Source organism: Mesorhizobium sp. M0862 (assembly GCF_040319795.1).
Lineage (GTDB): Bacteria > Pseudomonadota > Alphaproteobacteria > Rhizobiales > Rhizobiaceae > Mesorhizobium.
In genome coordinates, this window is record NZ_JAMYOJ010000005.1 from 57,289 (window position 1) to 82,515 (window position 25,227).

The 25,227-nt window shown below is 63.2% G+C and carries 22 protein-coding genes; 11 read left to right on the forward strand and 11 right to left on the reverse strand.

Annotation, left to right across the window (positions count from 1 at the left end; all coding sequences use genetic code 11):
* Positions 1–141: 141 nt before the first annotated feature.
* The 4 genes from NKI15_RS09250 to NKI15_RS09265 form a co-directional block, all read right to left on the reverse strand.
* Positions 142–459 (reverse strand): DUF2934 domain-containing protein, encoded by a 318-nt coding sequence (locus NKI15_RS09250; protein WP_023747869.1) that lies wholly within the window; start codon positions 457–459, stop codon positions 142–144.
* A gap of 87 nt (positions 460–546) precedes the next feature.
* Positions 547–1,152, reverse strand: coding sequence for a BA14K family protein (locus tag NKI15_RS09255; protein ID WP_352514254.1), 606 nt, complete (start codon positions 1,150–1,152; stop codon positions 547–549).
* 131 nt (positions 1,153–1,283) lie between these two features.
* Positions 1,284–5,093: a methionine synthase gene (gene metH / locus NKI15_RS09260; RefSeq protein WP_352514253.1), complete on the reverse strand. Its 3,810-nt coding sequence runs from the start codon at positions 5,091–5,093 to the stop codon at positions 1,284–1,286.
* A 150-nt stretch (positions 5,094–5,243) separates the two neighbouring features.
* Positions 5,244–6,365 (reverse strand): KamA family radical SAM protein, encoded by a 1,122-nt coding sequence (locus NKI15_RS09265; protein ID WP_031196552.1) that lies wholly within the window; start codon positions 6,363–6,365, stop codon positions 5,244–5,246.
* 201 nt (positions 6,366–6,566) lie between these two features.
* On the opposite strand from NKI15_RS09265, the gene NKI15_RS09270 reads away from it, so the two are divergent.
* The 3 genes from NKI15_RS09270 to NKI15_RS09280 all read left to right on the forward strand — a co-directional run bounded on the left by NKI15_RS09270 (position 6,567) and on the right by NKI15_RS09280 (position 12,227).
* Complete coding sequence (locus tag NKI15_RS09270) at positions 6,567–8,213, forward strand: acyl-CoA synthetase (RefSeq protein WP_023705193.1); 1,647 nt, start codon at positions 6,567–6,569, stop codon at positions 8,211–8,213.
* 236 nt (positions 8,214–8,449) lie between these two features.
* Positions 8,450–9,343: a hypothetical protein gene (locus NKI15_RS09275; protein ID WP_023705194.1), complete on the forward strand. Its 894-nt coding sequence runs from the start codon at positions 8,450–8,452 to the stop codon at positions 9,341–9,343.
* 262 nt (positions 9,344–9,605) lie between these two features.
* Positions 9,606–12,227 carry a bifunctional diguanylate cyclase/phosphodiesterase gene (locus NKI15_RS09280; protein WP_031196553.1) on the forward strand — a complete coding sequence of 874 codons (2,622 nt, stop codon included), beginning with the start codon at positions 9,606–9,608 and terminating at the stop codon, positions 12,225–12,227.
* Positions 12,228–12,272: 45 nt separating this feature from the next.
* Here NKI15_RS09280 and NKI15_RS09285 read toward each other — a convergent pair whose 3' ends face one another.
* Positions 12,273–13,895, reverse strand: coding sequence for an ABC-F family ATP-binding cassette domain-containing protein (locus NKI15_RS09285; RefSeq protein WP_023705196.1), 1,623 nt, complete (start codon positions 13,893–13,895; stop codon positions 12,273–12,275).
* A gap of 226 nt (positions 13,896–14,121) precedes the next feature.
* Here NKI15_RS09285 and NKI15_RS09290 point away from each other — a divergent pair, with 226 nt between their 5' ends.
* Positions 14,122–14,436 carry an EthD family reductase gene (locus tag NKI15_RS09290; RefSeq protein WP_023705197.1) on the forward strand — a complete coding sequence of 105 codons (315 nt, stop codon included), beginning with the start codon at positions 14,122–14,124 and terminating at the stop codon, positions 14,434–14,436.
* 52 nt (positions 14,437–14,488) lie between these two features.
* Here the strand turns inward: NKI15_RS09290 and NKI15_RS09295 are convergent, their stop codons facing one another.
* The 3 genes from NKI15_RS09295 to NKI15_RS09305 form a co-directional block, all read right to left on the reverse strand.
* The gene (locus NKI15_RS09295) at positions 14,489–15,232 is read right to left on the reverse strand and encodes a 2OG-Fe(II) oxygenase (protein ID WP_023705198.1); all 744 of its coding nucleotides are present in this window, start codon (positions 15,230–15,232) and stop codon (positions 14,489–14,491) included.
* A 118-nt stretch (positions 15,233–15,350) separates the two neighbouring features.
* Complete coding sequence (locus NKI15_RS09300; protein WP_023708602.1) at positions 15,351–15,875, reverse strand: carboxymuconolactone decarboxylase family protein; 525 nt, start codon at positions 15,873–15,875, stop codon at positions 15,351–15,353.
* A 44-nt stretch (positions 15,876–15,919) separates the two neighbouring features.
* Positions 15,920–16,342 (reverse strand): OsmC family protein, encoded by a 423-nt coding sequence (locus NKI15_RS09305; RefSeq protein ID WP_023705200.1) that lies wholly within the window; start codon positions 16,340–16,342, stop codon positions 15,920–15,922.
* A 200-nt stretch (positions 16,343–16,542) separates the two neighbouring features.
* On the opposite strand from NKI15_RS09305, the gene NKI15_RS09310 reads away from it, so the two are divergent.
* The 7 genes from NKI15_RS09310 (at position 16,543) to NKI15_RS09340 (ending at position 22,234) form a co-directional block, all read left to right on the forward strand.
* A complete protein-coding gene (locus NKI15_RS09310) occupies positions 16,543–17,274 on the forward strand; it encodes a 3-keto-5-aminohexanoate cleavage protein (RefSeq protein WP_023705201.1) in 732 nt (243 codons plus the stop codon).
* Positions 17,275–17,376: 102 nt separating this feature from the next.
* A complete protein-coding gene (locus NKI15_RS09315) occupies positions 17,377–17,886 on the forward strand; it encodes an Lrp/AsnC family transcriptional regulator (protein ID WP_023670324.1) in 510 nt (169 codons plus the stop codon).
* Positions 17,883–19,046, forward strand: a complete 1,164-nt coding sequence (locus tag NKI15_RS09320) for a saccharopine dehydrogenase family protein (RefSeq protein WP_023705202.1) — start codon at positions 17,883–17,885, stop codon at positions 19,044–19,046. Before NKI15_RS09315 ends, NKI15_RS09320 begins: the two co-directional genes overlap by 4 nt.
* Before the next feature lie 108 nt (positions 19,047–19,154).
* Positions 19,155–19,943: an ABC transporter substrate-binding protein gene (locus NKI15_RS09325; RefSeq protein ID WP_023705203.1), complete on the forward strand. Its 789-nt coding sequence runs from the start codon at positions 19,155–19,157 to the stop codon at positions 19,941–19,943.
* Between the two features lie 143 nt (positions 19,944–20,086).
* On the forward strand, positions 20,087–20,764 hold the full coding sequence (locus NKI15_RS09330; RefSeq protein WP_023695534.1) for an amino acid ABC transporter permease: 678 nt from the start codon (positions 20,087–20,089) through the stop codon (positions 20,762–20,764).
* Positions 20,761–21,435, forward strand: a complete 675-nt coding sequence (locus tag NKI15_RS09335) for an amino acid ABC transporter permease (protein WP_023684787.1) — start codon at positions 20,761–20,763, stop codon at positions 21,433–21,435. Before NKI15_RS09330 ends, NKI15_RS09335 begins: the two co-directional genes overlap by 4 nt.
* A 70-nt stretch (positions 21,436–21,505) precedes the next feature.
* Positions 21,506–22,234 carry an amino acid ABC transporter ATP-binding protein gene (locus tag NKI15_RS09340; protein ID WP_023705204.1) on the forward strand — a complete coding sequence of 243 codons (729 nt, stop codon included), beginning with the start codon at positions 21,506–21,508 and terminating at the stop codon, positions 22,232–22,234.
* A 207-nt stretch (positions 22,235–22,441) separates the two neighbouring features.
* Here NKI15_RS09340 and NKI15_RS09345 read toward each other — a convergent pair whose 3' ends face one another.
* The 3 genes from NKI15_RS09345 to NKI15_RS09355 all read right to left on the reverse strand — a co-directional run bounded on the left by NKI15_RS09345 (position 22,442) and on the right by NKI15_RS09355 (position 25,221).
* Complete coding sequence (locus tag NKI15_RS09345; RefSeq protein WP_352886042.1) at positions 22,442–23,509, reverse strand: cyclic nucleotide-gated potassium channel; 1,068 nt, start codon at positions 23,507–23,509, stop codon at positions 22,442–22,444.
* A gap of 143 nt (positions 23,510–23,652) precedes the next feature.
* A complete protein-coding gene (locus tag NKI15_RS09350; RefSeq protein ID WP_023693905.1) occupies positions 23,653–24,723 on the reverse strand; it encodes an adenylate/guanylate cyclase domain-containing protein in 1,071 nt (356 codons plus the stop codon).
* Between the two features lie 3 nt (positions 24,724–24,726).
* Positions 24,727–25,221 (reverse strand): Rab family GTPase, encoded by a 495-nt coding sequence (locus tag NKI15_RS09355; RefSeq protein WP_023670316.1) that lies wholly within the window; start codon positions 25,219–25,221, stop codon positions 24,727–24,729.
* Between the last annotated feature and the right edge of the window lie 6 nt (positions 25,222–25,227).

Genomic DNA, 25,227 nt, shown 5'->3' on the forward strand with positions numbered 1-25,227 from the left:
GCACCGTCCGCTTACGGATGTTGCTATGGCCAGCACGGATCAATTTAGGCGCAAAGCTGTCAGAGAATGACGGCCTCTGTCGCGACTGCCAAAGTGATAAGTGTCAACAAGACACTCTGAAAGATCGTCCTAGGCCTCTGATCAGGACGTCGCCCGCCTCTTTCCCTCAATCCCCCGCGCCGCCTGCTCAACCGCCGCCCTGTCCGCGCCCAGCCTGTCGATCAGCTCCTGTGCCTCGTCGCCCGATATGCCGGTGCGCACGGCGAGTTCCTCGACGGTCAGCACGTCGGTGCTGGCGATCTCGCGCGGCAGGGCGTCGTCGGCGGTCAGCGGCAGAGCGGCTTCGCGGTCGATTTCGGCCTCGGCCCGGTGCCAGTGGTGCTCGGGGTCGCCAGTGCCTTCGCGCTCCCAGATCTGGTAGGCGCGCTGCTGTATCTTATGATGGCGGTCGTCTTCCATGGTGGTTCCTCCCCTGGGCTTTGAGGACGATCCGAACGACCCCAGAAATCGCGCGGTCGCAATCGTTCGCGGCGCCCTTCGCGCTGGCTATTCGCATTGCCGTCTCGGCCCGCCGGAATATGGCTGGTAGCTGTTGTCTTCCGGACGGTAGGAGCGATAGCGGCTGAAGCAGGAGGCGACATGGTCCGGTTCGCCGCCGGCAGCCGCGTAGGCGCCCGCGCCCACGACATAGCTTGCCTCCGTGGCACGCGCCTCAGGGGCTCGCGGCGCGGCGCGCTCGGCGCCGAGATAGGGCGAGACGCAGGTGCGCTGCTGTCCGCTATAGGACGTGTAGCTGTTGTCATCAGGGTTGTAGGAGCGGTAGCGGCTGACGCACCAGGCGAGATGCGGCGGCGGCAGCTCGACCGGCGCGATAGCGCCGGTGACGGCGGGATCGGACTGCTGCTTGTCCTGCTCCGGTTCCATGACGGCGATGTCCGCAGGCGCGGGCTGCTCGGCCGGCAGACGTTCAAAGTCCTGCGCCCCCTTGTTGACCGGAAGCGCTTTCCGGGTCCACAGCTCCGCCACGCTGACGGTGGGTCTTGCCTCGCGCGGGGGCTTGGCGGCAAGCAGCCAAGTGGCAAAGGCCAGCCCGCTGCTGAACACCGCCAGGGTCAGCACGAAGCCGCCGACCAATCCGAGAACGGCTTTCATTCGACACTCCTTCTGTCCCTGCTGATAGAATGCGGGACATCAGCGCTTGTTCCAGAGATGTGAGCGCGACGGACTAAGGTCTGACCGACCTTGCGCGCCCGGATTCGTCGAGCCGGCCAGAGCGCCGCCGCCTACTCCGCCGCCTCGGCATAATCCACGGGCACATAGTTGAGGATCGGCCCAAGCCAGCGCTCGGCATCGGCCAGCGGCATGGCTTTGCGGCGGGCATAGTCCTCGACCTGGTCGCGCTCGACTTTGGCGACGCCGAAATAATAGCTTTCGGGATGGGCGAGATAGATGCCGGACACCGAGGAGCCCGGCCACATCGCATAGCTCTCGGTCAGGCTGACGCCGGCATTGCGCTCGCCGTCGAGCAGCCGGAACAAGGTCGCCTTCTCGGTATGATCGGGCTGCGCGGGATAGCCGGGCGCCGGGCGGATGCCGCGATAAGGCTCGCCGACCAGTTCGTCGGGCGCCAGCGTCTCGTCTGATGCATAGCCCCAGAATTCCTTGCGCACCTTCTCGTGCATGCGCTCGGCGAACGCTTCGGCGAAACGATCGGCCAGCGCCTTGACCATGATCGAGGAATAATCGTCATTGGCGCGTTCGAAGCGTTCGGCGATCGCCACCTCCTCGATCCCCGCGGTGACGATGAAGCCGCCGATATAGTCCGGCTTGCCGCTGTCGGTCGGTGCGACGAAATCCGACAGCGCGACATTGGCCTTGCTGTCGCGCTTGATCAGCTGCTGGCGCAGCGTGAAGAAAGTGGCAAGCTCCTGCGAGCGCGCCTCATCCCTGAACAGCCTGATGTCGTCGCCGACGGCGTTGGACGGCCAGAAGCCGATGACGCCGCGCGGCGCGAACCATTTTTCCGCGATGATTTTTGTCAGCATCGCCTGCGCATCCTCGAAAAGCTGGCGTGCCGCCGGTCCCTGCTTCTCGTCGTCGAGGATCTTGGGGTAACGCCCCTTCAGCTCCCAGGTCTGGAAGAACGGGGTCCAGTCGATGTAGCGCGCGAGCTCCGTCAGGTCCCAGTTGCCGAAAACCTTGACGCCGGTGAAGGACGGCTTCGGCGGCTCATAGGTCGACCAGTCGACCTTGTGCGCATTGGCCCTGGCCTTGGCCAGCGGCAGCCGCTGCTTGTCGGCCTCGGAGCGGGCATGCGCGTCGGCGACCTTTTTGTACTCGGCCCGCACGGTGTCGACATAGTCGGCCTTGCTGTCGTTGGACAGCAGCGCCGAGACCACGCCGACCGCCCGGCTGGCGTCATTGACATAGACCGTCTGTCCCTTGGAATAGCGCGGGTGGATCTTCACCGCCGTGTGCACGCGGCTGGTGGTCGCGCCGCCGATCAGCAGCGGAATGTCAAACCCTTCGCGCTCCATCTCGGCGGCCATGTGCACCATCTCGTCCAGCGACGGGGTGATCAGGCCGGACAGGCCGATGATGTCGACATTTTGCTCTCGAGCCGTCTGCAGGATCTTCGCCGCCGGCACCATGACGCCGAGATCGATGATCTCGTAATTGTTGCAGGCCAGAACGACGCCGACGATGTTCTTGCCGATGTCGTGGACATCGCCCTTTACAGTCGCCATCAGGATTTTGCCGGCCGTCTGGCGCTCGCCATTGTCGATCCCATTGGCGGCGTTGGCCAGTTTTTCGGCCTCCATGTGCGGCAGCAATCCGGCCACGGCCTGCTTCATCACGCGCGCCGACTTCACCACTTGCGGCAGAAACATCTTTCCCGCGCCGAACAGATCGCCGACGACATTCATGCCGGCCATCAGCGGGCCTTCGATGACATGCAGCGGCCGCTCGGATGCGAGGCGCGCTTCCTCGGTGTCGGCGTCGATGAATTCGGTGATGCCGTTGACCAGCGCATGCGAAATCCGCCGCTCGACCGTCCAGTCGCGCCAGGCGAGATCGCGCTCCCTGGCTTCCTTGCCGGCGGTGCCCTTGAAGCGCTCGGCGATCTCCAGCATGCGTTCGGTGGCGGTGCCGCCGGCCCTGGGCGCGCGGTTGAGCACGACGTCCTCGCAAGCCTCGCGCAGTCCCGGTTCGATCGTGTCGTAGACGGCAAGCTGGCCGGCATTGACGATGCCCATATCCATGCCGCGCTGGATGGCATGGTAGAGGAACACGGCGTGCATCGCCTCGCGCACCGGCTCGTTGCCGCGAAACGAGAAGGACAGGTTCGAGACGCCGCCCGAGATATGCACATGCGGCAGCGTGGCGGTGATCTCGCCGGTGGCCTCGATGAAGTCGACGCCGTAATTGTCGTGCTCCTCGATGCCGGTGGCGACCGCGAAGACGTTGGGGTCGAAGACGATGTCTTCGGGCGGGAAACCGGCCTGTTCGGTGAGCAGCTTGTAGGCGCGGGTGCAGATCTCGACTTTGCGCGCCCTGGTGTCGGCCTGGCCGGTCTCGTCGAAGGCCATGACGACCACCGCCGCGCCGTAGGCGCGCACCAGCTTCGCATTATGCAGAAAGGCTTCCTCGCCTTCCTTCATCGAGATGGAGTTGACCAGCGGCTTGCCCTGCACGCATTTCAGCCCGGCCTCGATGATCTCCCATTTCGAGGAGTCGACCATCACCGGAACACGGGCGATGTCGGGTTCGGCGGCGATCAAATTGAGGTACTCGACCATCGCCTTTTTCGAATCGATCAGGCCTTCATCCATGTTGATGTCGATGATCTGTGCGCCATTGGCGACCTGGTCGCGCGCCACGTCGAGCGCCGGGACATAGTCGCCCGCCGTGATCAGCTTTCGGAACTTGGCCGAGCCGGTGACGTTGGTGCGTTCGCCGACATTGACGAAGGGAATCTCATCGGTCAGCGTGAACGGCTCCAGCCCGGACAGGCGCATCTTGCGCTCGATCTCGGGGATGGCGCGTGGCGGATATTTCTTGACAGCCTCGGCGATGGCGCGGATGTGGTCCGGCGTCGAGCCACAGCAGCCGCCGACGACGTTGACGAGCCCTTCCCGCGCAAAATCCTCGATCTGCGCGGCCATGAAGTCCGGGCTCTCGTCATAGCGGCCGAATTCATTGGGCAGGCCGGCATTCGGATAGGCGCAGACGAAGGTGTCGGCGGCGCCTGAAATTTCGGCCAGATGCGCGCGCATCGCATTGGCGCCGAGCGCGCAGTTGAGGCCGATGGTGAACGGGTTGGCATGGCGCACCGAATGCCAGAAGGCGGTCGGCGTCTGGCCCGACAGCGTGCGGCCGGAGAGATCGGTGATGGTGCCGGAAATCATCACCGGCAGGCGCACGCCCTTTTCGAGAAAAATCTCGTTGCAGGCGAAGATCGCCGCCTTGGCGTTCAGCGTGTCGAAGATGGTTTCAATGAGAATGATGTCGGCGCCGCCGTCGATCAGGCCGCGCAGCTGCTCGCCATAGGCCAGGCGCAGATCGTCGAAGGTGACGGCGCGGTAGCCTGGATTGTTGACGTCGGGCGACATCGAGGCGGTGCGGTTGGTCGGCCCGACCGTGCCGGCGACGAAACGGCGTTTGCCGTCCTCCTGCTGTGCTCTCACCGCTGCCCGACGCACCAGCCGCGCACCGTCGCGGTTCAGCGCGTAGACGGCATCCTCCATGCCGTAATCGGCCTGGGCGATCGAGGTCGAGGAGAAGGTGTTGGTCTCGAGGATATCGGCGCCAGAGATGGCGTATTGATAATGTATTTCCTCGATCGCCTTCGGCTGCGTCAGGATCAAGAGGTCGTTGTTGCCCTGCTGATGGCAGGCGCAGCCCGCGAAAGCCTCGCCGCGGAAATGCTCTTCGTCGAAGCCGAGACCCTGGATCTGCGTGCCCATGGCGCCGTCGAGGATGAGGATGCGCTCGCGTGCCGCTGCCGTCAGCGCCGCAAGCACTTCGGACCCATCGGGCTTTGCCGCGACGGGGCCGAACAATGCGTCCAGCGATGCAGAATTCTGCGACATTTTTTATCCTTGAGGCGACAACCATCACATAAGGATATCTTTATGTCAACATACGGAATGCAGGCGAACGCGTAGTGGCGAGAGTTTGGTGCGATGGTCATCCCGATCGACAATGTGACGGCGGCGCTCATCGTCGCCGCTGCGCCGTGCCTACACCACCACGTCCCGATATACCCTCACCTCGCCATCCTGGCCGCGGATGCGCCAATCCTGCCCGTCCCGTCCCTCGACATGGCATGGCCCGAGCGGCACCTTGCCGCCGCCTTCCGGCAGGTCCAGCACATAGATCGGATTGCAGATGCCCGACAGGCGGGCGCGCAGCGCGCCGGCCAGCGCCTGTCCCTGCGCAATCGTGGTGCGCCTGTGCGCCATGCCGCGCGCGAGGTCGCCATGGTGCAGGTAATAGGGTTTGACGCCGAGCCGGTACATCAGTTCGCGGCAGAGTTCCTCCAGCACCTCGACCGTGTCGTTGACGCCCTTGAGCAGGACACTCTGGTTGAGCAGCACGAAGCCTGCCTGGCGCATGACGCGGCAGGCCAATTCGGTGGCCGGCGTGATCTCCCGCGCATGGTTGAAATGGGTGACGATTGTGACCATCAGCCGGCCCTGCAACGCGCCAACCAGCCCCGGCGTGATGCGCGCGGGCAGCACGACAGGCACGCGTGTGTGGATACGCAGCAGCCTGACATGCGCGATCGTCTCGATACGGGCGCGGATTTCGGCCAGCGCCTTGTCCGGCAGCGACAGCGGATCGCCGCCGGTCAGGATCACTTCGCGGATTTCGGTATGGGCTTCGATATAGGCAAAGGCGTCTTCGAGCGCCTCGCGCGTGTAGCCGCGGCCGATCGAGGTCAGAGACTCCTTGCGGAAGCAGAAGCGGCAATAGACCGCGCATTGGTAGGTCGCAAACAACAGCACGCGGTCGGCGTGGCGGTGCGTCAGTCGCGGCACCGGACTGAAGGCATGGTCGGCGATCGGATCGTCGAGCTCGCCTTCCATTTCCGTCAGCTCATCCGGCGATGGAATGACCTGGGCGCGGATCGGATCGGCGGGATCGTTCCAGTCGATCAGGTCGAGATAGGTTTTGGGGGCACGCACCTTGTGGTGTACGGCCGCCTCCTGCGCCGCCGCGCGCTCGGCGGGTGACAGCGGCAGCGAGGCGAGATCGCGGACGTGGCGCACGCCCGCGCGGATGTCGTTTTGCCAGGCGGTGTCGGCGTCGCGTCCTTCGTCGGCTGTGGCCGAGTCATCGAAAATTGAGTCTGGGATCATTGGGGCCTCGGGGCAATTCTGGCGGTGCTATCGGCCGGATGGACGGTTCGGTCAACAGCAGTGGCTCGGCGCGGATTGTCGCTGTGCTGCGATCCTTCGCATACCCCGACTATCGCCGTAATCGACCAGCGCAGCAATTTCAGGCAATCTGACCGATAAGGCGCTCCAAGGGGAGATGGGCGCCGCCTAAGGAGGACTGCCATGAGCAAAATGCCGCGCTATGAGGATGCCGTTCAGCGCTTTCGCATCGAAGATGAGATCGCGCGGTTGTATGGCAACCCTGGAACCGGCATCAATGCCTATGTCGAATGCTGCGGCCGCTACACCGGAGAAGACCGGCTGGCGCTGCGCGCGATCTCGGCCGGCGGCGAGCTTCGCGAATTCAGCTTCGACGATCTCGCCGACATGTCGGGGCGCGCCGCCAATGTGCTCAAGGCCGCCGGCGTCGGTGCCGGCGATGTCGTCGCCGGCATGCTGCCGCGCGTCCCCGAACTGGTGGCGCTGATCCTCGGGACGTGGCGGATCGGCGCGGTCTACCAGCCGCTGTTCACCGCCTTCGGTCCGAAAGCCATCGAGCACCGCCTCGGCTATAGCGGCGCCAGGATCGTGGTGACCAACCCGGCCAATCGCGGCAAGCTCGACGAGGTCGAGACATCAGCGCAAATCGCCACCATTCTTGGCAATGGCGGTGTGCTGCCTGCAGGCGACATCGATTTCCGCGCCGCGCTTGCCGCCGCCTCGCCCGAGTGCCAGCCGGTGATGCGCAAGGGCGACGACTTGTTCATGATGATGTCGACGTCGGGAACGACCGGCCTGCCCAAGGGCGTCCCGGTGCCGCTCCGCGCCCTGCTCGCCTTCGGCGCCTATATGCGCGACGCGATCGGCTTGCTGCCCGACGACATCTTCTGGAATATCGCCGATCCCGGCTGGGCCTACGGCCTCTATTACGCCATCACCGGCCCGTTGCAGCTCGGCATCGCCACGACCTTCCATGAAGGCGCCTTCAACGCCAAGAGCACTTACGACATCATCGAGCGGCTCGGCGTCACCAGCCTTGCCGGCTCGCCGACCGCCTATCGCCTGCTGATGGCGGAAGGCGCGGAAGCTGCGGCCCGCGTCAAAGGCAGACTGCGCGTGGTGAGCAGCGCCGGCGAGCCGCTCAACCCGGAAGTCATCCGCTGGTTCGACGCAAATCTCGCCGCGCCCATTCACGACCATTACGGCCAGACCGAGAACGGCATGATGGTCAACAACCATCATGGGCTCTCGCATGTCGTTCGCGCGGGCTCGGCCGGCTTCGCCATGCCCGGATATCGCATGGTGGTACTGGACGAGGCCGGCAACGAGCTCGGCCCCAACCAGCCCGGCATCCTCGCCGTAGATATCGCGAAGTCGCCGCTGCGCTGGTTTGACGGCTATCACCAGGCGCAAACGCCGGCGATCACGGGCGGCTACTACCGCACCGGCGACACGGTGGAGTACGAGCCGGACGGTTCGGTCTCCTTCATCGGCCGCGCCGACGATGTCATCACTTCGGCCGGCTATCGCATCGGCCCGTTCGACGTCGAAAGCGCGCTGATCGAGCATCCGGCGGTCAACGAGGCGGCTGTCGTCGGCGTGCCCGATCCGCAGCGCACCGAGATCGTCAAGGCCTTCGTCGTCCTGGCGCCGGCTTACAAGGGCAATTCGGAGCTCGCCGAAGAGCTGGCCCAGCACGTCAAGAAACGGCTGTCGGCGCACGCCTACCCGCGCGAGGTCGAGTTCATCACGGAACTGCCGAAGACCCCGAGCGGCAAGATCCAGCGCTTCCTGCTGAGGAAGGCGGAGGTGGAGAAGCGCAAGGCGTGATTAGGCGCCAATCTCCCCCCTCGAGGGGGAGATGTCGCCGAAGGCGACAGAGGGGGTCGTTGCGCGTGAAGCGCTAACGTCGTCTCGCGCTGCAAAAGGAGTCAGCGCTTCAAGCGCAACGACGCCTCTGGCCTGCCGGCCATCTCCTTCCTCAAGGGGGCAGCTCCAACGCCGTCTTTTTTCAGCCCAATGTTGTCATGTATCCTTGGAATCGAACGTAGAGCAGGGTTTATATCATGCGGTGGGTCTGGACGTTTCTGTTTGCGCTGGTGAGCAGCGTGGCTTTCACGGCCTCGCCGGAGGACGACTATGTGGCCGCGCGTGACAAGGCGATTGCTGATATCGCGGCGCTGAACAGTGCGAACGCGGCAATCGAGACCATCGACGCTGAGAACGAGAAGGCGCTGGGCGACCTCCAGCAGCGTCTTGCCGGCATTATCGGGCCGCTGGCGGTCAAGGACTTTCCGCCAACCGGCACAATCAATATCGAAAGCCTCAGCGACTCCGATATCGGCTATGGCATGCTCGATGGGCTGCGATACACCAAGGGCGACGACGGCCCCAGCCTGGTGGCAACGACGCGAGGGCTGCTGGAGCGCTGGCTCCAGTCCAGAACCGCCGAGACCGACGAAAGTTTCAAACTGCCCGCCGGCATCGATGAGGCGCTTAAGCTGGATGCCTTCTATACCCAGGCGATCAACAGCGACGCCGCCTTCGAGGGAACGCTCGACTTTCCATTGAAGAAACCCGAAGGCGCCGACATCGCCTTCGCACGGCTCGGCGGCTGGACGCAGGACGTCGGGCCGATCTATGAGCAGGAAGTCATCGTTACGCTCGTCAAAGGCAACAGCGTGAGAATTATCGCAGCGCCGGCAGCCCCTGCCGTTCCGAAGATCGCCGCCTGCGACGCCGTGTGGGCTGCTGCGGACGCCGCCGCGCAGAAATTCCAGGAGGCCTACCAGGCATCGGACCTGAAGGACGAAAAAGCGTTCGAGTCCTCCAACGCCGCCTGGGACAAGGGCGACAGCGACTACCGGGCCTGCATGGCGCAGCGCCTGCCGGCTGACCCGGCTTTCCCGGCGCTGCTCGCCCAGGCGCAGGCGCTGGCCGATCAAATGGCTGGGAAGTAAGCCTCCCGCAAGGGCCCGCGCGGCAAGATCAGGCGGCTTGTTGCAATCTGAGGCGAATATGACTTCGCCGCTGGGTTGCAGAACGCTGCAACCTGGCGTCCTACTTTCGGACACTCATTCAGATTTCGGCTGGACCCTGGCAGCCAAAAGCTTACCGTTTGTTCTCGGATTCGTCTCGAAGCTCAAACTTAAGCTTTAGCTACTATGGTCGACCGAAGGACTACTGTCCTGGAAAGGTCTTCGGATCGAGTTGGCAGGTGCAATGCTCAATTCCGGCCGGTTGAAACGGGCCGTTTTTTCTTCCGCCAACTTGCCGGCGGCGATTGCCTTTGTCGTGCTTCTCGTCTGCGCCCTGGTTGCCGACCAGAGGAACAGAGAGGTCTCCGATCAGCTGGCGCGCGCCGACGTCCTGGCCAAGGTCAACATCATACGCGCCAAGCTCGAAGGCAACATAGGCGGCAATCTCCAGCTGGTTCAGGGTCTCGTTTCGACAATCGTTACCGAGCCCTATATGGGCCAGCAAAGATTTGCGGCACTCGCCCGTAATCTGTTCGAGCAAAAATCGCAGTTGCGCGATATTGCCGGCGCCCCCGACCTCGTCATCGCGCTGATGTATCCGCTGGAAGGCAATGAAAAAGCCATCGGGCTGGACTACCGCAAGAGCGATACGCAACGCATGGCCGCGCTTCGCGCCCGTGACCAGCGCGCGCTGGTGCTCGCCGGGCCGGTCAAACTGGCGCAAGGCGGACGTGGCTTCATCGGCCGTATCCCGGTCTTCGTGCCGACGGCGGGTGGCAGCGACCGTTTCTGGGGTATCGTCTCGGCCGTGATCGATGTCGATCGGCTCTACGCTGCCAGCGGACTGACCGACCCTGATCTGGATATCGATGTGGCGCTTATCGGCAAGGATGCGCTCGGCGGCGGCGGGGAACTGTTCTTCGGCGGCGATAATGTCGTGTCCGGCAATCCGGTGATGGCAGAGGTGCAATTGCCTTCAGGCTCCTGGCAAATTTCAGCCATACCGAAGGGCGGCTGGCCGACCGCTCCGAAAAATGAGTGGCTGTTGCGTCTGCTCATGGCGCTTGCCGGCGCGCTGGTGGTGCTGCCGATCCTCGTGGCAGGACGTCTTTTCGGTGAGCGGCAGAAAAGTGACGCCGAGTTGAGGCGCCTGTCCCGGCGGCTGGAGCTGGCGTTGGAAGCCTCTGCTATAGGCGTGTGGGAGCACGATACCGTCAGCAACGAACTCGTATGGGACGACCGCATCAACGAAATCTATGGCAAACCCGGCGGCGGCAAGACCCGTAGCTATGACGACTGGGCGCTGGCGATCCATCCCCAAGACTTCGAACGGGCTAAAGCAGATTTCGATTCGGCTGTTGCAACACAAGGCCCCTACTCTTCGCAGTATCGGCTCCTGCGGCCGGACGGCACCATTCGCCATGTGCGCACCCGCGCCAGTTTCTTCCGGGACATCGACGGCACGCCAAAAATGATCGGCGCCGAATGGGATGTGACAGGCGACGTGCTGCTCAACGAGAATCTCGTGCGTGAACGTCGCCTTTCAGAATCGAAAAATGCCGAACTGAACCTGGCCAAAGCCCGCATCGAGCATGTCGCGATGCATGATTCGCTGACCGGTCTGCCCAACCGTCGGTATCTGGACGAGATGCTTGCCGAAAACCGCGAAGCCGACGGCCGTGCGGCGTTGCTGCATCTCGACCTTGACCGGTTCAAGCAGATCAACGACACGCTCGGCCATGCAGCGGGCGATGCATTGCTGGTGCATGCTTCGAAAGTCATCAAGGCCAGCGTCGGCAGTGCCGATTTCGTTGCGCGCATCGGCGGCGACGAGTTTGTCGTGCTGAGCCATGGACGCGACGACAAGGAACTCGCCGCGCTGGCCGACCACATTATCGATGCGATGCGCCAGCCGGTCGACTATCTGGGTCACCAGTGCCGGTTCGGCGTCAGCATCGGCATTGCGGCCAATAGCGGCGTCGATGCAAGGCAGTTGCTTGTCAATGCCGATCTGGCGCTGTACCGGGCGAAAGGCCGCGGCCGCAACCGCTACGAGTTTTTCAACGAAGAGCTGCAGAGCGAGATCGTGCGGACCAAGCAGACCGCCGACGAGATTCTGGGCGGGCTCGAGCGGAACGAATTCATCGTCTACTATCAGCCGCAGTTCGACGCCAAGACGCTGGAGATCGTCGGCGTCGAGGCGCTGTCGCGTTGGGATCATCCGCAACGCGGCATGCTGACCCCCGACGCCTACATCAAGGTGGCTGAAGAACTTAATGTCGTGGCGCTTATCGACCGCACCGTCCTGGAGCAGGCGCTCGATAATTTTGAGCGTTGGTCGCGCAGCCACCTCAACATCCCGCGCGTCTCGGTCAACGTTTCCGCACGGCGCCTGGAAGACAGGGACCTGATCAAGGGTTTGCGCAAGCTTCCGATCAAGGAAGGGACCGTGTCGTTCGAACTGGTGGAGTCGATTTTCCTCGACGAAAACGACGAGCTGGTCAGCTGGAACATCGAACACATCAAGGGGCTCGGCATCGACGTCGAGATCGACGATTTCGGCACCGGGCATGCCTCGATCGTCTCGCTGTTGAAGTTGCGGCCCCGTCGCCTCAAGATCGACCGCCAGCTGGTCACCCCCATCACCAGCTCAACCGCACAGCGGCAGCTTGTGTCGTCCATCATCGACATCGGCAAGTCGCTCGGGATCGAAGTGATCGCCGAGGGCGTCGAGACGATGGAGCACGCGCGCATCCTGAAAGAGCTTGGCTGCGACATCCTGCAAGGCTTCCTGTTCGGCTACCCGATGGATGCCAAAGCCTTCAAGGCCTTCGCGCAGTCGCGCAAATGGCTGGCGGCGAGCTGACAAATCCTGGCTTTGCTGGACGCAAATGCGGACGCAGGACCTGCGTCAGGTCCGCAGCCCCGGCGCCTCGTGCCCGGTCCTCTCCACATATTCGGTATAGCCGCCGCCATAGGTGTGGATGCCTTCTGGCGTCAGTTCCAGCACGCGGTTGGAGAGTGCGGCCAGGAAATGGCGGTCGTGCGAGACGAACAGCATGGTGCCTTCGTATTGCGACAGCGCCGTGATCAGCATCTCCTTGGTCGCGATGTCGAGGTGGTTGGTCGGCTCGTCGAGCACCAGAAGATTGGGCGGATCGAACAGCATCAGCGCCATCACCAGGCGCGCCTTTTCGCCGCCTGACAGAACCCGGCATTTCTTCTCGATCTCGTCGCCGGAAAAGCCGAAGCAGCCGGCGAGTGCCCTGAGCGGCGCCTGGCCGGCTTGCGGAAACGCGTCCTCCAGCGTCTGGAACACGGTGCGTTCGCCCTCCAACACCTCCATGGCGTGCTGGGCGAAATAGCCCATTTTCACACTCGGCCCCCGAGCAACTGTGCCGGCATCCGGGTCAGACGCGCCGGCCACCAGCTTCAGCAGTGTCGACTTGCCGGCGCCGTTGACGCCCATGATGCACCAGCGCTCGCGGCGGCGGACCTGGAAGTCCAGCCCCTCATAGATCGAGCGGCTGCCATAGCCCTTGTGGACGTTCTTCAGCGTCACGACATCCTCGCCGCAGCGCGGCGCCGGCTGAAAATCGAAATTCACGATCTGACGGCGCTTGGGCGGCTCGACACGATCGATCTTGTCGAGCTTCTTCACCCGGCTCTGCACCTGGGCGGCGTGTGACGCCCGCGCCTTGAAGCGCTCGATGAAAGCGATCTCCTTGGCCAGCATGGCCTGCTGGCGCTCGAACTGCGCCTGCTGCTGCTTGTCGGCGATCGCCCGCTGCTGCTGGTAGAATTCGTAATTGCCGGAATAGGCGGTGAGCGAACCGGCGTCGATCTCGACCACCTTGTTGACGATGCGGTTCATGAACTCGCGGTCGTGCGAGGTCATCAGCAGCGCGCCCTCATAACCTTTCAGGAACTGCTCCAGCCAGATCAGGCTTTCGAGATCGAGATGGTTGGACGGTTCGTCGAGCAGCATGACGTCGGGCCGCATCAACAGGATGCGGGCCAGCGCCACGCGCATCTTCCAGCCGCCGGACAGCTTGCCGACATCGCCATCCATCATTTCCTGGCTGAAGCCCAGGCCGTCCAGCACTTCGCGGGCGCGGCCATCGAGCGCATAGCCGTCGAGCTCTTCGAAACGATGCTGCGCCTCACCGTACTTCTCGATGACCTCCTCCATCCGGTCGGCCTGTTCGGGGTCGGCCATGGCCGCCTCGAGTTCGGCCATTTCGGCCGCCACGTCGCTGACCGGCCCGGCGCCGTTCATCACTTCGGCCACAGCACTATGGCCCGCCATGTCGCCGACATCCTGGCTGAAATAGCCGATGGTGACGCCGCGATCGACCTGCACCTGGCCCTCGTCGGGCTGCTCCTGGCCGGTGATCATGCGAAACAGCGTCGTCTTGCCGGCGCCGTTCGGCCCGACAAGGCCGACCTTCTCGCCCTTCTGTAGCGAGGCCGAGGCCTCGATGAAGACAAGCTGGCGGCCGTTCTGCTTGCTGATGCTTTCAAGACGGATCATGAGGCGGTCCGGGGGAGTTGGTGCAAAGTTGAGGGATTTGCCCGGGGCCATACGCGAATGAGCGCAAGGAGGAAAGAGGCAGAAGCGCCACAGATGGTGGCGAGGACCCGTCATCGCGCCCGAAACAAAAATCCAGCGATTGTCGAAAACCGCCCTCGCGGAACGACATTGGCACGGCGGCCTGCATGGCCCCCAAACAGCGACACCAACAGGCAGGAATATGACGATGGCCAAGATGCTCGTGATCTACAAAACCCCGGCTGATCCGGAGGCGTTCGACCGGCACTATTTCGAGGTTCATGTGCCGCTGGCCAAGAAGCTTCCCGGACTGCGGCGCTACGACATCAGCAGGCGGCCCATCATCAAGCGCTCGGCGGGCGAGATTCCGTATCTGGTCGGGACACTCTATTTCGACAGCCTCGCCGATATGCAGAGCGCATTTGCCACCGAAATCGGCATTGCCTGCGCCGCTGACCGGCGTATACTCGCCCCAGGAGACGATGACTTGACGATGCTCCTGTTCGACGTCGACCAAGTGTGAATCTTAGCCGATCTCGGAGTGGAACGAAGGAGCCGCGCCGAAGCGGACGACGTTACTTCGCGTCGTGGAAGATGATTCCCACCGTATGCCGCCGTCCCGAGCGCAGGCGGCTGACGCCGTGCCGGAGATTGACGCGGTAGTGCCCTTTCGTACCTTGCACCGGGCGATTGTGGACAGCAAAGATCACTGCATCGCCCCGGGTCAGCGGCACCACTTCGGCACGGCTTTGCATGCGCGGGCGCTGCTCGGTCAGCACGAATTCGCCGCCGGTGAAATCCTCGCCCGGCTGCGACAACAGGATCGCGACCTGCAGGGGAAAAGCGAGGTCGCCATAGAGATCCTGGTGGAGGCAGTTGAAGTCGCCGGGGCCATATTGGAGGAGAAGCGGCGTCGGCCGCGTTTGGCCGCCTTCGTGGCAAAGCTGGAGGAAGGCGGCGTGGTCATCGGGATAGCGCCGTGCCGCGCCCATGCGATCGTTCCAGTCGTTCGCGACGCCGGCCAGCCTGGGATAGAGCGCGGTGCGCAGGCCACCGACCAGATCCGGCAGCGGATAGCGGAAATAGCGGTACTCGCCCTTGCCGAAGCCATGGCGGGCCATCACCACATGGCTGCGGAAATGGTCCTCATGCGGATAGAGACCGGCGATCTCGGCGCACTCCTCGGGTGCAAGCAGCGCCGGCATGACGGCGCTGCCGTGGCTGTTCAGTTCGCCGATCAGAGCACTCCAGTCCTGCGCTGCGACGCGCGCTTCGGCCGAATGGGCTGCGCGTTTGGTGCTTATCGAATGGATGGTCATCGATGCCTCCTTTGATGTGATCAAAGTGGGGCGAACGGCGGGCGTGAACCACCCGATTCCTGCGGAGGTGAAGCGCGATCTTCCCCTTCGCCCCCTGTGGTAGAAGGGAAAACGCGCTTCACCGCTTGCGATACACCTCCAGCTCCGGGTCGAGATCAACGCGCACCGCATTCGTGAACAAGCAGGTCGCCACCATGACGCCGGCGAAGGCGACGAGGTTGACCAGCAGTGTGTCGTCGTAGCGAGCCTTGATTGCCGCCCAGACATCGTCGGGAACGGCGTTGGTATCGGCAGCGACTGCCTTGCCGAATTCGATCAGCAGTGTCTCGTCGGCGCTGGGCTCGATCGCCTCGGGATCAAGACCGCTGTCGATCAGCGCGCGGCGGAAGAAGGTAAGCGGAATCTCGGCGCGGCATCTCTCGGAGACCGCCAGCGACAACAGCCAGATGGCGCGGTCGTCGAGCGTGGGCTTCAAGAGATCGCGCAGGGTGAACCATTCGGCATAGATGCGGTGGGCTGCCGGTGAATGCAGCAGGATGCGCTTCATGTTGGTCATGCGCCCGCGCAGGCCAAGTTCCCTGTCGTGCTCGGCGCGGATGTCTTGCGATGTCGAGGCGTAGTCGATCGGCGGGATCATGGCCATGGAACGGTCCTTGGTTGGTGGCAGCGAGGCATTCTGCGACACCCTCACCCAAGCGTCGTATGCAATTGCGGCACGGCGCGCAGCGTGTTGGACACCGTGCAGGTCGCTTCGGCGTCCTCGACGATCCGCTGCTTGGTCGCAGCGTCGAGATCGCCTGAGATGTCGAGCCTGATATTGAGCCTTTCGACGCGCGACGGCTCGTCCTTGGCCTTCTCGCCGCTGACCTCGGCGCGCACCTCGCCAAGCGCGGCGGCAACCCCGAGGCGGGAGGCGGCGATGCGCGCGCTCAGCACCATGCAGGCGGCGAGCGAGGCGTAGAGCAGGTCGAGCGGATTGAAGCCCGGCGCGCTGACGCCGGTGACGACATCGACTGCACCGCCGGTCGGAGTGGTGATGGAAGGCAAGCCGCCGGGCTGCAGCGTCGCCGTCGCGCCGGTGACGCGGGTCCTGACCTTCAACTCAGCCATCGCAAATCCTTCTGGCCGGCAGTCCGGCAAAGGGGTAAGGATCGCCCGTGGCGTGTCCTGTCCCGCTATATGGTATGTCCTGGGCCGATACCGCAACCTCCGCAGAAGCGGCACCCTGTCAGCAATCTTCACCACGCCCGTTCCCTCTCCGCCCTGCCCTGCGGTAGGCTCGCGCGATCCGCAACAGGATCGCGAGAGCCATGATCGTCCAGGCCTGCATCAATGGCGCGCGCGCCGCCGATTTTCACCCCACACTGCCGCTCGACTCCGACGCTATGGCGCGCGACGGGGCGGCTTCGATTGCCGCGGGCGCAGCTGAGCTGCATGTCCATGCCCGCAGCGCGGACCGCCGCGAGAGCCTTGCGCCGGCAGCGATGGATCCGACCATCGCAGGGCTGCGCCGTGCCTGCCCCGGTACGCTGATCGGCGTCTCCACCGGCGCCTGGATCGAGAATGACGATACAAGCACGCTGGTCGCCATCGCCGGCTGGCGCGAATTGCCGGACTATGCCTCGGTCAATCTCAGCGAGGCGGCCGCGCCTATCGTCATGGAGAGCCTGCGGCAGCGCGGCATCGGCATCGAGGCGGGTCTGGCGTCGGTCGCCGACGCCGAGCGGCTGGTCGGCCTCGACCATGGCGGGCGCGTGCTGCGCGTGCTGATCGAGATTTCCGAGCAGACGCTAGACGAGGCTTTTGCGGTCGCCGGCGGCATCGAACAGGTCCTGGAGCGCGCCGGCATTCGCCGTGCCATCCTGCTGCATGGCGAGAACGCGACGGTGTGGCCGTTCGTGCGCCGTGCCGCGGATCGCGACTGGTCGACGCGCGTCGGGCTGGAGGATGGGAAGCATCTGCCGGATGGCACGGTTGCGGCCGGCAATGCCGCGCTGACGGCGGCAGCCGTGGCGATGTTCCAGTCCATTCGATCAGCGTAGCAACAAACTGACCTCTTGCTGTTATTATAAATATCTCGTAGGCTATTTTCATATCAGGAAGAAATTCCACCACATTTTTCTCCTTTATGAAAGCCTTGCCTTTTGCGTGAGCATCTCGATCAAACCGATCGACGGCTGGTAAAGCTGTTGTCGCAGGATGCCCAGCCCGGCATCAACCGGCTCGCCGAGACGATGGCGATCTCGGTGCCGACGGTGCGCTCAAGGTTGCGCAATCTGCTCGACCGCAACCTCTTGAAGATCGTCGGGCTGCTCAATCTGACCGAACGCCCCGAGTTGATCTCGGCCATTGTCGGCATCAACGCTCAGGGACGTGGCCGCGCCCGGGAACTGGCGCAGCGCATTGCCGAACTGCCTTTCGTCAACTCGGCCTCGGTGGTTACCGGGCGCTTCGACATCATCGTCGACGTGACCGTCGCCGGCGATGTCGCCGACCTCTACCGCATCACCAGCGAGCTGATTCCGGGCGCCGGCATTCCCGGGGAAGTCGTGCGCAGCGAAACCTTCGTCGTCATGGCTTCATGCAACAAATGGGTCAGCCTTCCCGAAGGCTGCTGGTCGGAAGAAACACCGTCACGCAAGGAGCCGGCATGAGAATAGCTGTTCTCGGCGGCCTCGGCCTGCAGGGACGGGCGGCCATCGCCGATCTCGTCGCCAGCGCCGGTGTCGAGGAAGTCGTCTGCGTCGATACGTCGGCTGACGGCCCTGCCCGGCTTGCCGGGCTGACCGACCTTTCCCGCGTGCGTTTCGTCATGCCCGAGGGCGCGATCGGTCCGGCGCTTGCCACCGTGCTGGCGGATGTCGACGCCGCCATCGATCTGCTGCCGCAGCCATTGATGCGCGAGGCGGTGCAGGCCGCGATCGCAACGCGCACGCCGCTGGTCACCACCAACTACGGCAAGGCGATTGCCGATCTGGCGCCGGAGGCTGCACAGGCCGGCGTTTCGATCATGACCGAATGCGGGCTCGACCCCGGCATCGACCTCGTGCTCTATGCGCGCGCCGCAAAGCAGTTCTCTACGATTTCTTCGATCGATTCCTATTGCGGCGGCATCCCCGAACCGAAGGCGATGGCCAAGCCGCTCTGCTACAAGGTAAGCTGGAATTTCGACATGGTTCTGGTCAGCCAGAACCGCGACAGCGTGATGATCGAGTATGGCAAGCGCGTCGAAGTGCCGGCCGGCCGACAGCACGACAATGCCTTCATCCACGAGATCGAGGTCGCGGGCCTCGGCCGGCTGGAAGCTTTCCCCAATGGCGACGCTCTGCACTATGTCGAGATGCTGGCAGCCGCCAAGGGATTGCAACGCTCGGGCCGCTATACGCTGCGCTGGCCGGGATGGTCGGCGTTCTGGGCGCCGCTGAAGGAACTCGGCTTCCTCTCCGAAGACAAGGTGCCCGGCACCGGCGCCAGCCCACGCGAATTTCTCGGCCGTCTGCTCGGCCCGCAACTGCAATATGGCGCCGACGAGAAGGACCTTTGCGTGATGCGCAATGTCTTTTCCGGTCTCGAAGGCGGCCGCGCCAAAACGGTGACGTCGGACCTGATCATCGAACGCGACCTGGCATCAGGCCTGTTCGGCATGAGCCTTGGCGTCGGCTATCCCGCCAGCATCGTGGCGCAGATGCTGGCGCGGCGCGAGATCGCCACACCAGGGCTTTTGAACCCGCTGCTGCATGTGCCGGACGGGCCGTTCTTCGACGAGCTGGCCAGGCGTGGCATCAAGGTTGCCGAGACGGTGGCCTGGGACTGAGGATTTTCGAACGGTGGCTGCCGCCGGAAAACGGTGCCGCCGCTCAAAAAACACCCAAAAGGGTGGAATAACAAAGTGGAACAACAACGATAACAGGAGGAATGCCAAATGAAGATTGCCAGACTTTTCATCGCCGGACTTGCGCTTGCGGGCCTGACCGCTGCTGCCAGTGCCGGAACGCTCGACGAGATCACCAAGCGCGGCGAACTGCGCGTCGCGGTACAGACGCAAGGACCTCCCTTCTCGCTGGTCGGCGCGGCCGGCGAGCGCACCGGCAGTTCGGTCGAACTCGCCGAACTGATGGCCAAGGAAATGGGCGTCAAGATCACCTTCCTCGACTATGATTGGGACGGGCTGATCCCGGCGCTGCTTTCGGGCAAGGCCGACCTGCTCGTCGCCGACATGACGCCGACGCTGGCGCGCGGCATGAAGGTCGCCTTCACCACACCTTACATGTATACGGGCAGCACCGTCTTCACCAAGGCCGACAGCAAGTTCAAGACAACCGAGGACTGCAAGGCCAAGGGCACCAAGATCGCCGTGCTGTTAGGCGCCACCGGCGAAAAGGAAGCCAAGAACGCCTTCCCGGATGCCGACATCAAGAGCTACAAGGGCGGCGGCCCGCTGCTGCTCGACGCAGTCAACAACGGCCAGGCCGATTGCGGCGTCAACGACGTCTCGGCGGTCAAGGGTCAGTCGACAGCCTATCCCGCCGGCACCTTCACCATCATGCCGGACCTGTTGTCGAAGGAGCCGCTTGCCTTCGCCACCCGCTACGACGAGCCGGACCTGTTGATCTGGATGAACCTGTTCCTCAACCAGGTCAGCATCGACGGCCGCCTGCAGAAGAACCTCGACTACTGGGTCAATTCCGACGCCTGGAAGAAGGATCACTAAGCAGAGGTAAGCAGGGAGTAGTGAGTAGGAAGTAGTGAATGGTGAATGGTGAATGGTGAATGGTGAATGGCCATTCCGGACGCCCTTCACTGCTCACCACTCACTACTCACTACTGCCCATTCACCATTCACAATTCACCGCCATGCTCGAAAATTTCAGCTTCCGCACCATCGTCGAATATCTGCCGCTGTTCGGGCAGGGTCTGATCACGACCGTGTGGCTGTCGGCGCTGTCTTTTGCGGGCGCGCTGGCCGTCGGCATCGTGCTCGCCGCCATGAACCTGCAGCGCGGCCAGCTGTTTCGCGTGCTGGCCAAGGGCTATATCGATGCCGTGCGCGCCACGCCGTTGCTGGCGCAGCTCTACTTCCTCTATTTCGGCCTGCCGCGTCTCGGCTTCGTCCTGCCCGAGCTCGTCGTCGGCATCATCGCTTTGTCGCTGAACAGCGGCGCCTATGTCGCGGAAATCATCCGCGCCGGCATCCTGTCGATCCCGCGCGGCCAGGTCGAGGCCGGGGTTGCCTCGGGAATGACCTATGTCCAGCGCATGCGCCTGGTCATCCTGCCGCAAGCCTTCAAGGTGACGATCCCGCCGCTGCTCGGCCAGGCGATCGTGCTGGTCAAGGATTCCGCGCTTTTGTCGCTGATCTCGGTTTCCGAACTGACGCGCGCCGGCCAGTTGCTGGCGTCCGACCGCTTCATGCCGGCGGAAGGCTTTCTCACCATCGCCGCTTTCTATCTGCTGCTCTATTACTGCCTCAAAGGACTGGCGGGGCTGTCCAGTCGCTGGCTCGGTCTGCAACCGGCAAGGAGCAGCACATGATCTGGCAACAGCTGCAAAGCCTGGCCGGCAGCTACCCCCTCGCCTTGCGCGGCCTTGGCATGACCGTGATGCTGTCGGCGATCAGCCTGGTGCTGGGCACGCTGCTTGGCTTCGGCCTCGGCATATTGCGCACCGGCGGCAACCGGCTGATCTCGAGCGTGATCGGGGCCTGGGTCGACCTGATCCGCGGCACGCCGTTCCTGGTGCAGATCTTTCTGATCTTCTTCATCCTGCCGGAATTCGGCATCGAGCTCGATGCCTTCACCGCCGGCATCATCGCGCTCACCAACCTCGCCGCGTGCTTCATCTGCGAGATCGTCGCCGCCGGCATCCGCTCGGTGCCGACCGGCCAGGTTGAGGCAGCTCTGGCGTCTGGCCTGTCGCGCTGGCAACGCATGCGCCAGGTGGTGCTGCCGCAGGCGATGCGCATCGTGCTGCCGCCGCTGGTCGGGCAATATGTACTCTTGATCAAGGATTCCTCCGTCGTCTCGGCGATCGGGCTGACCGACCTCACCCGCGTCGGCTGGCTTGTGGTGCAGCGTGTGCCCAACGGCCTGCTGGTCTTCTTCCTGGTCGGCGTCGGCTATTTCGTCGTCTGCTATCCGCTGATCATGCTCGCCCGCCGGTTGGAGCGACGCATGGGCGCGGCGCATGGCGAGGTGCAGCTGTGACATCGAACCCAAAGGGCTGACCGCCATGACCAATCCAAGCCCGACCAAGACAAACCTGACCGAAACGGGCATGATCGACTTTCGCGGCGTCAACAAATGGTTCGGCTCGCTCAATGTGCTGAAGGACATCACGCTCAGCGTCGAGCCGCGCGAAGTGGTCGTCGTCTGCGGCCCAAGTGGTTCGGGCAAGTCGACGCTGATCCGCTGCATCAACGGCCTGGAAGCGATCAAGGATGGCGACCTCGTCGTCGACGGCCAGCGCCTCGGCGACCCCGCCACCAACATGACGAAGCTGCGCACCGAGATCGGCTTCGTCTTCCAGTCGTTCAACCTCTACCCGCACAAGACGGCGCTGGAAAACGTCACGCTGGCGCCGATCCATGTGCGCAAGATCCCCCGCGCCGAGGCCGAGCAGGCCGGGCGCGACTTGCTGGCCAAGGTCGGCCTCGCCGACAAGGTCAACGCCTACCCGTCACAGCTGTCCGGCGGCCAGCAGCAGCGTGTGGCCATCGCGCGCTGCCTCGGCATGCGCCCCAAGATCATGCTGTTTGACGAACCGACCTCGGCGCTCGATCCCGAGATGATTTCCGAAGTGCTCGACGTCATGGTCGCGGTGGCCGAGGAAGGCATGACCATGATGGTGGTAACGCACGAAATGGGCTTTGCCCGCAAGGTGGCGCAGCGCGTGGTGTTCATGGACGCCGGCGCCATCGTCGAAAGCGGCACGCCGGAGGCGTTTTTCTCCGACCCGAAGACCGACCGCAGCCGGGCTTTTCTAAGCAAGATTCTAAGGCATTAGAGTTTAGCCAAAGCCGGTCGTCCGAAAGGCCGCGGGGCAGGAACTGTCGACGCACAGCGCCAAACAACGAGCCGCCGGTAGAGTGGATCGGCTACGTTTAGGTCTCCGCTACGCCTCTGGGAACTTCCACGTGCCGTCCATAACCTCCGCGCGTGGTCGATAGAGCCGTACCATCCAGTTCCAGCCGGGCCACCATCGGCTGTACGGTCAAGCCACCGGCGCCGCGCCGCGCCGCTCGAGCGCGGTCCTGCGGATGATTTCCGCGATTTCCGGGCTGCTGCTGCACAGCATCTGGAAATCCGCCGCGTGCAGCGACAGGAATGAGACAGAAGTCGCGGCAGTGACGGTCGCCATACGCGGTTCGCCGCTGATCAGCGCCATCTCGCCGAAGAAGGCGCCAGGGCCAAGCTCCACCGGGTTGGGCGTCGCGACGCTGACGCGGCCCTCCACGACGAAGAACATCCGATCACCGGTCTCGCCACTGCGGCAGATCACGGCGCCCGCCGGCACCGTGCGAGGCCTTAACGCGCGCACGATCTCGACCAGCGTGGCCGGGCCAAGCTTCTGAAACAACGGAACGCCGGCAATCAATTGCCAATTGCGGACGAAATCCTCGCGACGGACTTCTTGATAAAAGCCGGAGGCAAGAATGCCGGCCCAGAGCCCGAAGATGCCGATGCCACACATCATGACAGCCCCGGCAAGGACGCGGCCGGCGAAGCTTTGCGGAATGTCGTCGCCATAGCCGGTAGTGGACAGCGTGACCACCGCCCACCACATTGTCTCGGGGATGCTGCCGAACTTTTCCGGTTGGACGTCGCGCTCGATGACATAGGCCGCGAGTGCGACACCGAACAGAACCAGGCCGAAGACCGTGGTGACGCCGACCAGGTTGCGCGCTTCGTTGGCCAGAACCCTGCCAAGCAGCGGGAAGAAGGTCGAGTCGCGCAGCGGCTTCAGCAGCCAGACAGCACAGTAGAGGCTCCGGTCGGGCGTGCCGTCGAGCAGAAATGCGGCGACTGGAACCAAAACCGCGAGCACATCGATCGCGATTGCCGGCGTCCTGTCCCTGAGGTCTCCCGCCCAGCGCTTGAGCAGGGTCTCGGCCATCTGCAGAAGATAGGCGGCCCAAATGACAGCAAGCACGGCAGCCAGAGCCAGTCTGCTTCGTCCGGACATGTTCGGCATCGTGAGCGCAGCCACCGCCAGAAGCCCAGGCGCAGCGAGCACCGCATTTAGCGGTGCGTAGATTCTCAGAAAAGGCAGTACCGACATTCTATCCCACCAGCGGCCACTGTGCTCCAGAATAGAGGCCTTCCGGGCAAGCGCAAAGGGTGTTTGCGATCGCAAGATCAGGTCACGCCAATGGCTTTCGGGCGCCGCTATCGGCGCTCCACGGTCGCACCGCAGGCGACGGATCAGCTCGGGAGCCGCCACATTCGCACGCGACCCGCACCGCGCAATTCCGTTTCCTCGAGTGGGTCGCAAGCAAATTTCGGTCCAAGCAGTTGGCAAGTTGCATCGGAAATACGGATTTCATCGGGCTCCGCGGACGTTTGAATACGTGAGGCGAGATTAACGGTCTCACCCCACAGGTCATAGGCGAACCGCCTCTTGCCTATGACGCCGGCGACGATCGGTCCTGAGTGAATTCCAATTCTCAGCCTTATCGGCTCTCCTGCGAAGCGTTCCCGCTTGACCGCCTTGCGCAGCTCAATCGCATAGCGCGTGAGGGCCTTTGCATGATCGGATCGCGCCGTGGGCAGGCCGGCGACCACCATCACACAATCGCCAATTGTTTTGATCTTTTCGCAGCCGTATCGCTCAGAGAGCCGATCCGCCGCCTTGAAGAAGTAGTTTAATATAGCGAGCGTCGTCACCGCTCCGACGCTGCGCGCTCGTTCCGTAAAACCGACGATGTCGGCAAAAAGCACACTCACCTCTGCGTGGTTGTCGGCAATTTTCTTTTGCGCTTTCAATCGCTCCGCGATCGAGGCCGGGAGAATGTTGAGGAGCAGGTTTTCGGCGCGCTGATATTCACGCGCCAATCCCTCCTGGCTCTTCCTCAACGCCTCGTTCGTCGATTGCAATTTTTCGTTGAGTTGACGCTCCCTCTCTTGCAGGAGCGTCATTTCATAGGCCTTCTGTTGAAGCCGCTGCCTGTTGTCTCGTTCGGCAGTGGCGTCCAGAAAAAGCAGCCACACGAACGCATTGTCAGCAAAAAAATGGAGGTCGGCGACACGCCCGCCGGGCAGTTCAACCATGTCCATGCGAAACGGAAGCTCCGGGCAAGGCAGCAAACCCTCCATGAATTCAAGCTGCTCGGCAACAGGCTTGCCGATGCGAAGTGATGACAGCCCGTAATGTTCAACATTACCGCCCTTGGCAGCTATGCAAAGCTCAGGGTCGATTTTCAGATAAGCGACAGCGTGCCCGTCGAAGAAGAAATTGAAAAACCAATTTCTGACTTCTTTTGGCAATTCATGCATGGTCTATTTGGTGACCATCAAGGCAAGTTGACGAAAGGCGTCATCTACCTGCTCGCCCGAAAGCGCACTTGTTAGATAGATTTGCCATCCACGTTGCCTCAACTCGTTGATCTCACCATCCGATATCGCCCACCGATCGGCCAGATCGGACTTGTTGAACAGCAATACGAACGGCATGGCGCCGAATTCGGCCTCGACCCGTTCGCGCAGCGTGAGTGCCACGGCAAGAGTAGCGGCGCGGGTTCCATCGACGACAAGCACGAGCCCGGTTGCACCGCGAACATAGCTGACGCGGAATGAGCCGATATCGTCTTCGCCGGCCAAATCCCACAAAATCAGATCCACGGTTTTGTCCGGGAGCGCGACGCTCTTCTTGTCGATTTTCACTCCAACGGTGGTCAAGTAGGTTTCTGAGAAGATGCTCTGCACAAACCTGCGGACCAGACTCGTCTTTCCGACAGCGAAACCGCCCAGCATGCAGATCTTTTTTTGCAACATGTTGGG